11 protein-coding genes are annotated in these 14,646 nt (G+C 51.6%); 8 read left to right on the top strand and 3 right to left on the bottom strand.

The genetic code is table 11. The features are described from left to right. Nucleotides 1-139 precede the first annotated feature (139 nt). From prpC to HCX92_RS13210, 4 genes are read left to right on the top strand one after another with little or no spacing between them, the layout of a single operon-like run. A complete protein-coding gene (gene prpC, locus HCX92_RS13225; RefSeq protein WP_169295434.1) occupies nucleotides 140-1,294 on the top strand; it encodes a 2-methylcitrate synthase in 1,155 nt (384 codons plus the stop codon). A 22-nt stretch (nucleotides 1,295-1,316) separates the two neighbouring features. Next, a complete protein-coding gene (acnD, locus tag HCX92_RS13220) occupies nucleotides 1,317-3,917 on the top strand; it encodes a Fe/S-dependent 2-methylisocitrate dehydratase AcnD (protein WP_169295433.1) in 2,601 nt (866 codons plus the stop codon). 19 nt (nucleotides 3,918-3,936) lie between these two features. Further along, nucleotides 3,937-5,127: a 2-methylaconitate cis-trans isomerase PrpF gene (gene prpF, locus HCX92_RS13215; RefSeq protein ID WP_169295432.1), complete on the top strand. Its 1,191-nt coding sequence runs from the start codon at nucleotides 3,937-3,939 to the stop codon at nucleotides 5,125-5,127. Between the two features lie 52 nt (nucleotides 5,128-5,179). Then, a complete protein-coding gene (locus HCX92_RS13210; protein ID WP_169295431.1) occupies nucleotides 5,180-6,040 on the top strand; it encodes an oxaloacetate decarboxylase in 861 nt (286 codons plus the stop codon). A gap of 63 nt (nucleotides 6,041-6,103) precedes the next feature. On the opposite strand, the gene HCX92_RS13205 is transcribed toward HCX92_RS13210, so the two are convergent. Beyond that, nucleotides 6,104-6,400, bottom strand: a complete 297-nt coding sequence (locus HCX92_RS13205; protein ID WP_246587467.1) for a two pore domain potassium channel family protein — start codon at nucleotides 6,398-6,400, stop codon at nucleotides 6,104-6,106. A gap of 137 nt (nucleotides 6,401-6,537) precedes the next feature. Between HCX92_RS13205 and HCX92_RS13200 the strand changes: the two genes are divergently transcribed. From HCX92_RS13200 to HCX92_RS13190, 3 genes are all read left to right on the top strand, one after another. Next, nucleotides 6,538-6,675, top strand: coding sequence for a hypothetical protein (locus tag HCX92_RS13200; RefSeq protein WP_169295429.1), 138 nt, complete (start codon nucleotides 6,538-6,540; stop codon nucleotides 6,673-6,675). A gap of 130 nt (nucleotides 6,676-6,805) precedes the next feature. After that, a complete protein-coding gene (locus HCX92_RS13195; protein ID WP_169295428.1) occupies nucleotides 6,806-7,924 on the top strand; it encodes an alkene reductase in 1,119 nt (372 codons plus the stop codon). A 73-nt stretch (nucleotides 7,925-7,997) separates the two neighbouring features. Continuing rightward, complete coding sequence (locus HCX92_RS13190) at nucleotides 7,998-8,405, top strand: FKBP-type peptidyl-prolyl cis-trans isomerase (protein WP_169295427.1); 408 nt, start codon at nucleotides 7,998-8,000, stop codon at nucleotides 8,403-8,405. 88 nt (nucleotides 8,406-8,493) lie between these two features. Here HCX92_RS13190 and HCX92_RS13185 read toward each other — a convergent pair whose 3' ends face one another. Continuing rightward, nucleotides 8,494-9,039, bottom strand: a complete 546-nt coding sequence (locus tag HCX92_RS13185; protein WP_169295426.1) for a hydrolase — start codon at nucleotides 9,037-9,039, stop codon at nucleotides 8,494-8,496. Nucleotides 9,040-9,099: 60 nt separating this feature from the next. Continuing rightward, complete coding sequence (locus HCX92_RS13180) at nucleotides 9,100-10,203, bottom strand: branched-chain amino acid aminotransferase (protein ID WP_169295425.1); 1,104 nt, start codon at nucleotides 10,201-10,203, stop codon at nucleotides 9,100-9,102. An 837-nt stretch (nucleotides 10,204-11,040) separates the two neighbouring features. Between HCX92_RS13180 and HCX92_RS15000 the strand changes: the two genes are divergently transcribed. Further along, nucleotides 11,041-14,637 carry a YadA-like family protein gene (locus HCX92_RS15000; protein WP_169295424.1) on the top strand — a complete coding sequence of 1,199 codons (3,597 nt, stop codon included), beginning with the start codon at nucleotides 11,041-11,043 and terminating at the stop codon, nucleotides 14,635-14,637. The last annotated feature ends 9 nt before the right edge of the window (nucleotides 14,638-14,646 follow it).

Genomic DNA, 14,646 nt, shown 5'->3' with positions numbered 1-14,646 from the left:
ATTCGCAAAATTTGCAAATATGCAGCATAGGGTTTACCAATATTCGCCTTGTTATTAATGCAATTTTTGGTAATTTTGCGTAAACTGCAAATATTGATTATAGCGTATTATTTGCATTGTAAAGTAGCGGAGGAATACCATGACACAAGCACCCGAAACAACGGGCTTCAAACCAAAGAAATCAGTGGCCTTGTCTGGCGTTATTGCTGGCAATACCGCACTATGTACCGTGGGCCGCAGCGGCAACGACCTGCATTATCGTGGTTACGATATTCTGGATCTGGCGCAAGCCTGTGAATTTGAAGAGGTCGCTCACCTGCTCATTCACGGCAAACTGCCCAACAAGGCTGAACTGGCCTCCTATAAACAGAAGCTTCGCCGTTTGCGCGGCCTGCCGGTTCAGTTGCAGGATGCGTTACAGGCCTTGCCCGCTTCCAGCCATCCCATGGATGTCATGCGCACGGCCGTATCGGTCCTGGGTTGTGTGTTACCTGAAAAAGATGATCATAACCTGCCGGATGCGCGCGATATTGCAGACCGTCTGATGGCCAGTCTGGGTTCGGCGCTGCTGTATTGGTACCACTATAGCCATAATGGCAAGTGTATTGATGTCGAAACCAACGACGACAGCATCGGCGGGCATTTTCTGCATCTGCTGCACGGCGAGACGCCACCTGATGAGTGGGTCCAGGCCATGCATACTTCACTGAACCTGTATGCCGAGCACGAGTTCAATGCATCCACGTTCACCTGCCGGGTGATTGCCGGAACAGGTTCGGATATGTATTCAGCCATTACCGGTGGTATCGGCGCATTGCGCGGTCCCAAGCACGGTGGTGCCAACGAAGTCGCTTTTGAGGTGCAAAAACGCTATGAAACACCGGATGAGGCCGAAGCCGATATTCGTTGTCGCGTAGAGAACAAAGAGGTCATCATTGGCTTTGGTCATCCCGTGTATACGATTTCCGACCCGCGCAACAAAGTCATCAAGGAAGTGGCGCGCAAACTGTCGGCAACGCAGCAGAACATGAAAATGTTCGATATTGCCGAACGCCTGGAAAGCGTCATGTGGGACATCAAGAAAATGTTCCCCAATCTGGACTGGTTCTCGGCCGTGTCCTATCACATGATGGGCGTGCCTACCGCCATGTTCACACCGCTGTTTGTGATTGCGCGTACCGCAGGCTGGGCAGCGCACATTATCGAACAACGTATCGACAATAAGATTATTCGTCCGACCGCCAACTATATCGGTCCTGAAGATCAAGCATTCGTTCCGCTGGACCAGCGTTGATTCTTATGAAGCGTTGATTACTATGAATACTGAATACCGCAAACCACTGCCCGGCACAGGGCTGGATTACTTCGACGCGCGTGCTGCCGTTGATGCCATTGCCCCCAACGCCTACGATACGCTACCGTATACCTCACGCGTATTTGCAGAAAACCTGGTGCGTCGCTGCGACCCTGCCATCCTGACAGACTCGCTCAAGCAATTGATCGAACGCAAGCGTGACCTGGATTTTCCATGGTTTCCTGCGCGCGTGGTGTGTCACGATATCCTGGGACAGACTGCGCTTGTAGACCTGGCCGGGTTGCGCGAGGCGATTGCCAAGCAAGGGGGCGATCCTGCCCAGATCAACCCGGTCGTACCCACGCAGTTGATCGTGGACCATTCGCTGGCCGTCGAATATGCCGGTTTTGACAGGGATGCCTTTGCCAAAAACCGTGCAGTCGAAGATCGCCGCAATGACGACCGCTTTCATTTTATCAATTGGACCAAGAAGGCATTCAAGAATGTCGATGTGATTCCACCGGGTAACGGCATCATGCACCAGATCAATCTGGAGCGTATGTCACCGGTCATTCACAGTCGTGATGGGGTTGCTTTCCCGGATACCCTTGTTGGTACCGACAGTCATACGCCTCATGTCGATGCGCTGGGTGTTATCGCCATTGGCGTGGGCGGCTTGGAGGCCGAGAGCGTGATGTTGGGTCGTGCGTCCTGGATGCGTTTGCCCGACATTGTCGGTGTTGAACTGACCGGGCAATTGCAGCCAGGCATTACCGCCACCGATCTGGTCCTGGCCCTGACCGAGTTTTTGCGTGAGCAGAAAGTGGTCTCGTCTTACCTGGAATTCTTCGGCGAAGGCGCGTCCCGCCTGACGCTGGGCGATCGCGCCACGATTTCCAATATGACGCCCGAATATGGTGCCACTGCCGCGATGTTTTACATTGACCGGCAAACGATTGATTACCTGAAACTGACCGGTCGTGATGAGGAACAGGTCAAGCTGGTGGAAACCTATGCCAAGCAGACGGGTCTGTGGGCTGACAGTCTGAAAACCGCGCAGTATGAGCGCGTCCTTTCCTTTGATTTGTCAACGGTAGTACGCAATCTGGCCGGCCCATCCAATCCGCATCGTCGCGTACCCACTTCAGAGCTTGCCAGCCGGGGTATTGCCGGTGTGGTTGAAAATGAACCGGGGCTGATGCCCGATGGCGCGGTGATTATTGCCGCGATTACCAGTTGCACCAATACGAGTAATCCACGCAACGTGATTGCAGCCGGGCTGTTGGCACGTAACGCCAATGCACGTGGCCTGCTACGCAAGCCATGGGTCAAAACATCACTGGCACCGGGCTCCAAGGCAGTTCAGCTGTATCTGGAAGAGGCCAATCTCTTGCCCGAGCTGGAGAAGCTGGGTTTTGGTATTGTGGGCTTTGCCTGTACCACCTGTAACGGCATGAGCGGTGCGCTGGATCCTGTCATTCAGCAGGAAATCATCGACCGTGATCTGTATGCGACCGCTGTTTTATCGGGCAACCGTAACTTCGATGGCCGTATCCACCCCTATGCCAAGCAGGCATTCCTGGCTTCGCCACCGCTGGTTGTGGCTTACGCGATTGCCGGTACCATTCGCTTTGACATCGAAAAAGACGTGCTGGGTACCGACCGGAATGGTCAGCCAGTGACCCTGAAGGATATCTGGCCCACCGACGAAGAGATTGATGCCATTGTGGCCAGCAGCGTGAAACCGGAGCAATTCCGCAAGGTGTACGAACCGATGTTCGCGATCAATGCCGATGATGGTGAATCGGTCAGTCCGTTGTACGAATGGCGTCCGCAAAGTACCTACATTCGCTGCCCACCGTACTGGGAAGGCGCGCTGGCAGGCGAACGCACGCTCAAGGGCATGCGTCCGCTGGCGGTGCTGGGGGACAACATCACAACCGATCACCTGTCGCCTTCCAATGCTATTTTGCCGAACAGTGCAGCCGGAGAATATCTGGCCAAGATGGGCTTGCCACCAGAGGACTTCAACTCTTACGCAACCCACCGTGGCGATCACCTGACCGCACAGCGGGCCACGTTCGCCAATCCCAAACTGCTCAATGAAATGGTGCAGGAAAACGGTGAGGTCAAGCAAGGCTCTCTGGCACGCATCGAACCGGAAGGTAAGGTGGTGCGTATGTGGGAAGCCATCGAAACCTATATGGAACGCAAGCAGCCGCTGATTATCGTGGCGGGCGCAGACTACGGTCAGGGTTCTTCACGCGACTGGGCGGCCAAGGGTGTGCGTCTGGCGGGTGTCGAAGCGATTGTTGCAGAAGGGTTCGAGCGGATTCATCGCACCAATCTGGTTGGCATGGGTGTATTGCCACTGGAATTCAAGCCGGGTGTCAATCGCAAGACGCTGAACATTGATGGTACGGAAATCTACGATGTAGTGGGTAAGCCAGAACCGCGCTCAACACTGACGCTGGTGATTCATCGTAAAAATGGCGAACGTCTGGAAGTGCCGGTGACCTGCCGTCTGGATACCGCTGAAGAAGTCTCCATCTATGAGGCTGGCGGGGTTCTGCAACGCTTTGCGCAGGACTTTCTTGAGTCACCCGCAACCAGTCAGAAATGATGCAAATATGGAAAAAGCAATGACAAAAGCGCCACAGATTAAAATTGCAGCCACCTATATGCGGGGTGGCACCAGTAAGGGTGTGTTTTTCCGGCTGAGTGATTTGCCCGAAGTCGCCCAGACGCCAGGTGCCGCGCGCGACGCACTGTTGCTGCGCGTGATCGGCAGCCCGGATCCTTATGGCAAGCAAACCGACGGTATGGGCGGTGCGACTTCAAGTACCAGCAAGGTTGTGATTCTGTCGAAAAGCGAGCGTGCCGGACATGATGTTGATTATCTGTTCGGTCAGGTGTCCATCGATCAGCCTTTTATCGACTGGAGCGGCAATTGCGGAAATCTGTCGGCGGCCGTGGGACCTTTTGCGATCAGCAATGGGTTGATCGATGCCGACCGTATTCCGGAAAATGGTGTTGTCACCGTATCCATCTGGCAGGCCAATATCGGAAAGACCATTGTGGCCCATGTGCCCATCACCAATGGTCAGGTGCAGGAAACAGGCGATTTTGAGCTGGATGGGGTGACTTTCCCCGCCGCCGAAGTGCGGCTTGAATTCCTGGATCCGGCAGCAGACGAAGAGGGCGCTGGCGGTGCCATGTTCCCTACTGGCAATCTGGTTGACGAGCTGGATGTACCCGGTGTTGGCAAGTTGCAGGCGACCATGATCAATGCAGGTATTCCAACTGTGTTTGTAAATGCCAGGGATATTGGCTTTACCGGCACGGAGCTGCAGGATGATATCAACGGTAACGCCGATACACTGGCCATGTTTGAAACCATTCGCGCGCATGGTGCGCTGCGAATGGGGCTCATTGCCAATATCGAGGAAGCCGCCCGTCGCCAGCACACACCCAAGGTGGCTTTTGTGGCTGAGGCGGCTGATTACACGGCATCCAGCGGCAAACAGGTATCTGTCGATAGTATCGACCTGGTTGTACGGGCGCTTTCCATGGGTAAATTGCATCATGCCATGATGGGCACCGCAGCGGTTGCTATCGGTACGGCTGCAGCCATTCCCGGTACCCTGGTCAACCTTGCGGCAGGCGGTGGTGAGCGTGAATCTGTTACCTTCGGTCACCCTTCAGGTACATTGCGGGTGGGTGCACAGGCGATTGAAGAAAACGGGCAGTGGGTTGTGAAAAAAGCACTCATGAGCCGAAGCGCCCGTGTCCTGATGGAAGGCTATGTGCGGATTCCGGCCGATTCGTTCTGAAAGCGCCAGAAAATTGATTAACTTTTAATATTGTTAAAGAAGGATTTATTGCATGTCGACAAGAAAGCAACTCAGATCACTCGTTGAAGCGCGCCAGGGTATTATCGTTCCCGGTGCATTTAATGCTTTGTCGGCCAAAGTGATTGCCGATCTTGGCTTTCAGGCCATTTATGTGACGGGTGCGGGTGTAACCAATATGTGGTTTGGCATGCCTGATCAGGGTTTTATGGGTTTACATGAAATCGCCGAGCATACCGCCAGAATCCGTGATGCAGTAGATGTGCCACTGATTGTCGATGCTGATACCGGGTTTGGTAATGCCCTGAATGTTCGCCATACTGTCCGGGTTCTGGAACGTGCCGGCGCTGACTGCATTCAGTTGGAAGACCAGGTTGCGCCCAAGCGTTGCGGTCATTTCTCAGGCAAAGAGGTGATTTCGACCGAAGAAGCAGTCAGCAAGATCAAGGCGGCGGTCGATGCACGTCAGGATCCTGACTTCCTGATTATGGCGCGTACCGATGCGGCAGCCACCCATGGTTTTGAGGCAGCGATTGAGCGTGCCCAGAAGTTCGCTGAAGCCGGTGCCGACATTCTGTTTGTGGAAGCTGTCACAGAAGCCGAGCAAGTGCGCGCGCTTCCCCAGCTTCTTGGCAAGCCGCAGTTGATGAACATGGTGATTGGTGGTCGTACACCTATTTTCAATGCCGATCAGCTGGCCGAACTGGGCTTTGGCATCGTGCTGTATGCCAACGCGGCCTTGCAGGGCGCAGTTACCGGCATGCAGAAAGCCTTGACGGTGTTGCGCGACGAGAAGGAAGTGCAAGAGTCCAGCGGGCTGGTCGCAACGTTTGCCGAAAGGCAGCGCCTGGTGAACAAGCCTGAATGGGACGAGCTGGAAAAGCGCTATTCCTGAACAAGACCTGGCCTGTTGGCCAGGTTTTTTATTTGTGGCCGGCAGACAGAATGTGTGGTCCGGTTAAAGATCCTCGTCATCATCCAGATGGAATTTATGAATAAGACGGTGGGCCAAAGGGGCCAGAATGATGCCCAGCGTTCCTATAAACACCAATCCGACAAACATGCTGTAGAAGGCAAAGAACAGTTTGCCGGCAATGCTTTCGGGCACGATGTATGGACCCAGGCCGCCAATAATGAAAGCCGTATTAAGCAAGGCTTCATGCCAGCTTACCTGCTCTAGCAAAAGATGGGCAAACACACCGATTGCCAAGGTAACAATCATAACAAGCAGAGCATAAAAGACGTGTGTCAGCATGCGGTGTCTGAAATGTCGTGCCGGTAACAAAGGTTGGCTTTTTGATTCGTACATTATTTTAAAACAGTGGGGATATGCGAATAAGCATTGTTAGTGTGCAGGGCGCTTCCCCGGATGCATCTTGTTCGGGGCTTGTAATGGCTGTGATCTTACTAACCGTGCCCGAGCCTGTCAATACATTATGCCAGGGAATTTGCCTTGTTGCCGGTTGGCAGGTAAGAGGCATGGGCTGGTTGAATGATTTTGGTGCGGATGTTTCGCCTCTGCCTTTTTAATAATCTGTCTCTTAGGCTTTAAAAATGGTAGTCTAAGCGTATTGGTAAAAGATTGGATGTCTTGGGAGGTTCCGAACGCTCCTAGTATGTTCAGTCACGTTATTTTTCAGCTTTTAATGGAATTGAATCAATGAGTGATCTTTTTTCGGCCTATGATTTGGCTGGTCTGCATTTGAAAAATCGTATCGTGATGGCACCCATGACCCGTTCCAGGGCGGTTAATACGGTTGCAGATGCGCAAACTGCCCTGTATTACCAGCAAAGGGCTGGTGCAGGGCTTATTGTTTCCGAGGGTTCGCCCATTTCCCGTCAGGGTGCCGGGTATTTGTTTACGCCGGGCATATACAGTCCTGAACAAGTTGAAGGCTGGAAGCAAGTGACCCGCGCTGTGCATGAAAAAGACGGAAAAATTTTCTGCCAGCTCTGGCATGTCGGTCGCATTTCTCATGTTTCGTTGCAGGAAAATGGTGCAGCACCGGTTGGTGCAAGTAATAAAAAGGCAGAAAACACCACGGCGTTTGCTTATGATGAACAGGGCCAAGCTGCCAGGGTTCAGGCCAGCCAGCCACGCGCCTTGTCGACTCAAGAGGTAGAGGCAGTGGTGCAGGATTTTGCCAGAGCTGCCGCCAATGCGGTTGAGGCCGGTTTTGACGGCGTGGAAATTCATGGTGCCAATGGCTATCTGATTGAGCAGTTCATTAATGCGGGCATTAATACCCGTGAGGATCGTTATGGTGGCAACTCTGTCGAGGGGCGCCTGACTTTTGTGCTGGAAGTGGTTGATGCGGTTGTGGCGGCAATCGGCAGTTCGCGTGTGGGTATCCGGCTGTCGCCGTTTAACCGGGGTTTTGATATGCCGGTGTTTGATGATGAAGCGCAAACATGGCTTGAATTGGCCCGCCTGCTTTCGGGAAAAAACCTGGCATACGTGCATCTTAGCAACCGCAAGGCCATTGTTAATAATACCAATGGCAAAGCATTTCTTGAAGCCTTCCGTAAAGCCTATACGGGTACCCTGATTATGGCGGGTGAATACACCAAGGAAGAAGGTGAAAGGGATCTGCAGGAAGGCCTGATTGATCTGGTCGCTTTTGGGCGCCCGTTTATTTCCAACCCCGATTTGGTGGCGAGACTGAAAAATGGCTGGCCATTAACAGCGTTTGATCCGGCTGTATTTTATGGTGGTGGCCAGGAAGGTTATACTGATTATCCGGTATATGAGGAAATTGCCGATCAGGCTGTCGATTAAGTGGCAGGCGTGCTCTGCGGGTTTGGGAGCGGGCAAAAACGTGTTTTTAATAAAAATTTACAGGCTGTTTTATATGAAAAAATCTTTGATTCTATTTGCGGTCAGCGCTTTGTTGGGCACTGGTGCCGCTATGGCGCAAGCCGTTGCCGTAGATACCCTGTCAAATGGTGTCAGGGTTGAGCATACCAAAGTGGGTGATGGTATCAGTCCTAAATCAACCGATACCGTTAAGGTGCATTATCGGGGCACCCTGCTTGATGGCACGGAATTCGACTCTTCTTACAAGCGTAACGAACCTATTTCATTTCCTTTAAGCCGGGTTATTCCGTGCTGGACTGAAGGCTTGCAGAAAATGAAAGAAGGCGGCTCTGCCGTCCTGTTCTGTCCTTCGCGTTCAGCTTACGGCGAGCGTGGTGCTGGCAGTGTCATACCGCCTAATAGCGATTTGAAATTTGAAGTTGAACTGCTAAAAGTCAATTGATCGGAATGCTCGACAAACCTCGTCCAAGTGATTTGGTTGCGCAGCAACCTTTAGGCGAAGCCGCTGAGCTTGGTCGGGGAAGGATAGGCTAAAGTATAATAAAACGCTTCAGCACGTCCCGGAACAGGGGCGTGTTGGCTTCTTCCAGCCATTCAAAAGCCACCATTTCCCGCGACACCACTTCAGCCCCGTTTTGCCGCAAGCGTTGCAGGGCCAGGGCTTTATCGCGAGGTTTGCGTGAGCCAACTGCCTCGTCCACAATAAAAACCTCTTTGCCGGCCGCCAGCAGGTCAAGCGCGGTTTGCTGGACGCATACATGTGCTTCGGTGCCAACAACAACCCATTGCCTGCGTGTTGAAAAAGGGGTGTTAAGCAGGCCTTGGCCTGTTACGGCCGAAAAATGAATTTTTTCCAGTACCTGCTGTTCGGGCAGGCGTGAAAGCAGATTGGATTCAGTGCGACCCAGGCCTTTGGGGTACTGTTCTGTTGCCAGAACGGGGATGCCAATGGCTTGGGCCACATCTACCATCCAGGTAGCCTGGGCAAGCACTTCTTGCCCGTTATCAATGGCCGGCAGCATGCGGCTTTGAATATCAATAACCAGTAATAATGATTCTGATGCCTTGATGCGCATGTGGTCTCCTTGATAAACGCGTGTGCCGGTCACCGGGTTGGATGGGTATCGCCGGTGAAATCAGGCCAGGCGGGTCAGCCAGCCATGAGTGTCTTCTTCAAGGCCATACTGGATACCGGTTAGTTTTTTACGTAAGGCAATGGTTACTTCACCTGCTGGTGCGTTCTCGTCACCAATAATGAAGTCTCTGCTTTTCAGGGCACTGATCGGTGCAATAACAGCAGCGGTACCGCAGGCGAATGCTTCGGTAATTTCACCGGAATTGATGCCGTCTTGCCATTCTTGCAATGCTACTCTGCGCTCTTCCACTTTCATGCCCATGTCTTGAGCCAGCTGAATCAGGCTGGCGCGGGTAATGCCTTTAAGAATGCTGCCAGAGGGTTTGGGAGTGATGAGTGTACCGTCTTTGCGAACCAGGAAAATATTCATGCCACCCAGTTCTTCAAGATAAGTGTGCTCTTCGGCATCCAGGAAAAGGACCTGTGAACAGCCATTGGCATAGGCTTCCTGTTGAGGCAGTAAAGAAGCGGCGTAGTTGCCACCACATTTTGCTTCTCCGGTGCCGCCTTTGCCGGCACGGGAAAATTCGGAAGCCAGCCAGATGGAAATAGGCTGCATACCTTTGGCAAAATAGGAGCCGGCAGGGCTGACAATAACATGATAGGCGGCACGCTCTGCGGAGCGAACTCCCAGGAAGCTCTCGTTGGCAATCATGAACGGGCGGATATAGGCGCTGGTCTCAGGCGCGCTGGGCACCCAGGCCTTGTCTACGCTAATCAGTTGTTTCAATGACTCAATGAACAGATCTACAGGCAGTTCAGGTAAAGCCAGGCGACGGGCAGACAGTTGAAAGCGCAGGGCGTTAGCTTCGGGGCGAAAAGTCCAGACAGAGCCATCTGCGTGACGATAAGCTTTTAAACCTTCAAAGATTTCTTGCGCGTAATGCAGAACGGAAGCTGCCGGGTCCAATTGTAAAGGACCATAAGGCACAATGCGGGCATCGTGCCAGCCCAGTTCGTGAGTCCAGTCAATGGTTGCCATGTGATCGGTAAAATACTTGCCAAAACCCGGGTTTTGTAAAATGGCATTACGCTCTGCCTCTGGTAATGGATTGGCATTGCGGTTAATTGTAAATTCAACTTGATGTTCAGAAGTAGTGTTCATGATGAATGAGGCTTGTGTATAAATGGGTCAGGCGGCAGTATTTGTTCCCGCCGTGTATGACAAAATGATAACAACGTTAATTATAGGGGTTAAATGACTGACGACAAGCAATATATGCCGCAACCGTCAAACTCGAATTCCGTGGATGTGGAAAGTATGAAAATTACCCGTATAACGGTGTACTCATTATTGGTTTTTTCTGTTTTCAGGGGGATTGCCTATTGACATTATTTTCATAGGGGGAATGTGCGGTATTTATGCTGGAACATCCTGTTTTTTAAATGAAAAATGGTAATTTACTTCACATAAAATTTCTTAATGAAATGTTAAGTTTGATTAATAAAATGAAAAAAATGCATCAAAACAACATCATTACAATTTTTTACAAAATTTCATGAAAAATAAATCCTGTCGTATGCGTTGCTCACAAGAACTTGCTGCCACTTATTTTGTTTAAAGAGAAAAATATCTTGTAGAGGCTTTAAAAATAAGGGGTTAATTGTTTTCCAAAATTCAATGATTTGATGTTTATGGAATTAAATTGTTACTTTTTTGGTTTTTGAAAAATAATTATTAAAACTATTTGTTTATTAATTAATAATATTTAATATTTTAATCAAAACAATAGGGGTTTGATTAAAGAATGAGAATGTTTCTAAAGTAATCATCTGGTGTTATCGTGTCTCCCCAAAGTTACATGTTTTTCTATTTTTTTAATATTGGCCGCATTCAGTTTGTTTTCTGTTTTTGCTATAGCAACGTCGTTATTTGTTAGGCAATCAAAAGATGATGAGTATAGATGCGGTACTTCTATATATTGTTTGGAGAGCGCTACAAATGAACCATATCTACAAGTCTGTTTGGAATGAACATACAGGCGCCTACGTTGCCGTATCTGAAAAAACCAAAACCAAAGGAAAACGCAGCGGCAGTATTCTGTTCAAAACAGTGGCGGCTGGTATTTTGGGTTTTTGCATCACCGGTGGTGTAGCCAATGCCCAGTCAAATCCAAATATCAATAATGTTGCAAATCTGTCTACCACAGCAGCCTTGTCACCCGTTATGGGAATTGTCGGTGGATTAACCGGCTCCCAGGGGGCAACAGCAACCAATCTTCTTGGCGGCGTACTTGATCCAGTGCTGGGTGTCGTTGGTGGTTTAACCGGCGGTCAAGGAGCTGGTGCCGGTTTGGGTGGCCTGCTTGATCCCGTTCTGGGCCTGGTAGGTGGATTGGGCGGTGCAACAGGTGCTACCGGTACCGGCGTGATTACCGATGTACAAGGTACTGTTGGTACCTTGGTTAACAATACCGTCCTGTCTCCTGTAGGCAGTCTTGCCAATGGTCTTATTGATCCGCAAACCGGCGCATTGGCACCGGTAACCGGCCTGGTTGACAACCTGACCTCACCCTCTGGTGCACTGGCACCTGTTGGTGGTCTGGTTAATGGTCTGGTTGGTCAGCAAGGCGCCTTAACGCCTGTGGTGGCAACAGTCAATGGGTTGTTAAGTGGTGTTACCGGTGGTTTAACCGGTGGTGCCCAAGGCGGCCCGCTTGACCCTGTTCTGGGACTGCTGGGTGGTTTGACCGGTGGCAACGGTGGTTTGCTGGGTGGTGGCAGTGCCGGTGACGGCGTAATTACCGATGTCCAGGGAACCGTTGGCAGGCTGGTAAACAATACCGCCCTGGCACCGGTAGGTGGTCTGGTAAATGGTCTGGTTGATCCTCAAACCGGCGCTTTGGCTCCTGTTACCGGTCTGGTTAACGATTTGACATCTGCCAATGGCCCATTGGCACCCGTAGGTGGTTTGGTTAATACCCTGGTTGGCGATCAAGGCGCACTTACCCCTGTTGTTGGTACTGTTAATAATCTATTAAGCGGCCTGACAGGCGGTTTAACCGGTGGTGGTCAAGGGGGTGGCTTGTTGGGTGGCCTGTTAGGTGGCTCAACCGGCAATCCCGGAACGGGTGCTGCTGCTTCAGGCGGCCTCTTGGGCGGCTTGCTGGGTGGTGGGCAGTCTGGTGGCTTGTTAGGTGGTGGCAGTGCCGGTGATGGCGTAATTACCGATGTCCAGGGAACCGTTGGCAGGCTGGTAAACAATACCGCCCTGACACCGGTAGGTGGCCTGATAAATGGTCTGGTTGATCCTCAAACCGGCGCTTTGGCTCCTGTTACCGGTCTGGTTAACGATTTGACATCTGCCAATGGCCCATTGGCACCCGTAGGTGGTTTGGTTAATACCCTGGTTGGCGATCAAGGCGCACTTACCCCTGTTATTGGTACTGTTAATAATCTGTTAAGCGGCCTGACAGGCGGTTTAACTGGTGGTGGTCAAGGGGGCGGCTTGCTGGGTGGCCTGTTAGGTGGCTCAACCGGCAATCCCGGAACGGGTGCTGCTGCTTCAGGCGGCCTCTTGGGCGGTCTGCTGGGTGGTGGACAATCTGGCGGTCAGTCAGGTGGCCTGTTAGGCGGCTTGCTGGGCGGTGGCCAGGGTGGTGGCCTGCTTGGCGGTTTGCTGGGTGGCGGCCAGGGCGGTGGCCTGCTTGGTGGTTTACTGGGTGGTGGCGCTCAAGGTGGTTCAGGCAATGTGCTTGATTTGGCTACTGGTATTACCTTACCCCAAAACCAGCTCGGCAACACACTTGACGGTGTGTTGACACCTGTTTTGAAACCGGTTGAAGGCCTGCTTAACTCCCTGTTGGGTGCCTTGGCTCCGGTTGTTAATCCGATTGTAGGCGTTGTTAATGGTGTTACAAGCAACCTGGGTATCGAGTTGCCACAAAATCTGCATCTGGATCTGGTTGATGATTTGTCGTTGGCATTGCAGGGCAAACAGCCACTGGACCTGGCATTGTTGCAATCTGACGGTAATATTTTAGGTTTGGTGAAGCCTGCCGCTGCACCTACTCCCGGTAACCCAATCCCTGCCCCTGTTGTTGGTGAAATTGCAATTGGTGGTGGAGAAATAAACGGTTTGGGTACCGGTGCTATTGCTACCGCTAATGGTGCAGGCGCCATGGCGATTGGTGATGGAGCCAAGGCCAGTGGTGCATTAACGACCGCTTTGGGTACAGGCGCAGCGGCTACGGCTGAGGCTACTGTGGCCTTGGGTGGTGCCGCTTCTGCGGCAAAGGCTGGCGCTACTGCTATAGGCTCTGGTGCTTCTGCCGCGGGAGAGGGTTCTACCGCTTTAGGTTTAGGTGCTCTGGCGACAGTCAATAACTCTGTGGCAATCGGTGCGCTTGCTCAAGCGACAGCAACAAATGCTGTTGCCCTGGGTACAGGCTCTGTTGCCAACGAAGCCAATACCGTTTCAGTCGGTTCAGTGGGTAATGAGCGTCGTATCACTAATGTTGCAAATGGCACTAAAGCCAGTGATGCCGCTACCGTTGGACAATTGACACCAGTTATTAATGCATTGGGTGGTGGTGCCAACATCGCGCTAAACGGTACAGTGACCGGCCCCACTTACAATGGTTTCTCTGATGCCAGTCAGTCATTTACTGATGTGGGAAGTGCCTTGTATTACCTGGATACTCGTGTTACCGACCTTGAAAATAACGTTGTGGGTGGCAATAATCTGGTACAGCAAGATACTGTTTCAAGAGATATTACTGTCGGTAAAGATACCGATGGCAGTGTGGTGAACTTTCAGAATAAAGACAGCCAGGCCCGTAAGTTGACTGGCGTGGCAGCGGGTGCAGTTAATGCAACAAGTACCGATGCTATCAACGGTGCTCAATTGCATGCGACCAATCAATCCATTGCCGATGCGCTGGGTGGAAATACAGTAGTTAATATTGATGGTTCCATTACTGGCACCACCTACAATATCAATGAGATTACTCAAGGTGGTATTGTTAACAATAACTACACTAATGTTGGAGATGCTTTTAACAGCGTCAGTAATTCCGTAACCAATCTATATAATCAGGTTAATGATGGCAAGATTGGTCTGGTTCAGCAGGCAAGTCCCAACGCAGCCATTACCGTAGGTAAATCTACAGGTGGCAACGAGGTTAATTTCAGGAATGAAAGTGGTGAGGCCCGTCGCCTGACCGGTGTTGCTGAAGCGGTTGACGGAACCGATGCCGTGAACCTGGATCAGGTTACCCGTATGGTTCAGGGTGCAACACCCGCTGATTTAACCGAAGTACGTAACGACATCTCATCCCTGCGTGGTGATGTCCGCCGTGTTGAAAAACGTGCTGATGCCGGTGCCGCAACTGCCATGGCTGTTGCAGGCCTGCCGCAGGCTTATTTGCCAGGCAAGAGCATGATTTCCATGGCTGGTGGTGTTTATGCCTCTGAGTCTGGTTATGCTATTGGTGCTTCTACTGTTACAGAAAACGGCAAGTGGGTACTTAAAGGTAGCGTGGCAGGATCTTCACGTGGCCAAATGGGTGCAACCATTGGTGCCGGTTATCAGTGGTAATAAGCGCTC

The organism is Advenella sp. EE-W14 (genome assembly GCF_012923605.1).
Lineage (GTDB): Bacteria > Pseudomonadota > Gammaproteobacteria > Burkholderiales > Burkholderiaceae_B > Advenella > Advenella alkanexedens.
This window is presented reverse-complemented; position numbering and strand designations above follow the sequence as displayed.

What these genes read in the sequence shown, in the direction of transcription:
- prpC (WP_169295434.1), top strand. Translation starts at nt 140, where the DNA reads ATGACACAAGCACCCGAAACAACGGGCTTCAAACCAAAGAAATCAGTG.
- acnD (WP_169295433.1), top strand. Translation starts at nt 1,317, where the DNA reads ATGAATACTGAATACCGCAAACCACTGCCCGGCACAGGGCTGGATTAC.
- prpF (WP_169295432.1), top strand. Translation starts at nt 3,937, where the DNA reads ATGACAAAAGCGCCACAGATTAAAATTGCAGCCACCTATATGCGGGGT.
- HCX92_RS13210 (WP_169295431.1), top strand. Translation starts at nt 5,180, where the DNA reads ATGTCGACAAGAAAGCAACTCAGATCACTCGTTGAAGCGCGCCAGGGT.
- HCX92_RS13205 (WP_246587467.1), bottom strand. Translation starts at nt 6,400, where the DNA reads ATGCTGACACACGTCTTTTATGCTCTGCTTGTTATGATTGTTACCTTG.
- HCX92_RS13200 (WP_169295429.1), top strand. Translation starts at nt 6,538, where the DNA reads ATGGCTGTGATCTTACTAACCGTGCCCGAGCCTGTCAATACATTATGC.
- HCX92_RS13195 (WP_169295428.1), top strand. Translation starts at nt 6,806, where the DNA reads ATGAGTGATCTTTTTTCGGCCTATGATTTGGCTGGTCTGCATTTGAAA.
- HCX92_RS13190 (WP_169295427.1), top strand. Translation starts at nt 7,998, where the DNA reads ATGAAAAAATCTTTGATTCTATTTGCGGTCAGCGCTTTGTTGGGCACT.
- HCX92_RS13185 (WP_169295426.1), bottom strand. Translation starts at nt 9,039, where the DNA reads ATGCGCATCAAGGCATCAGAATCATTATTACTGGTTATTGATATTCAA.
- HCX92_RS13180 (WP_169295425.1), bottom strand. Translation starts at nt 10,203, where the DNA reads ATGAACACTACTTCTGAACATCAAGTTGAATTTACAATTAACCGCAAT.
- HCX92_RS15000 (WP_169295424.1), top strand. Translation starts at nt 11,041, where the DNA reads ATGAACCATATCTACAAGTCTGTTTGGAATGAACATACAGGCGCCTAC.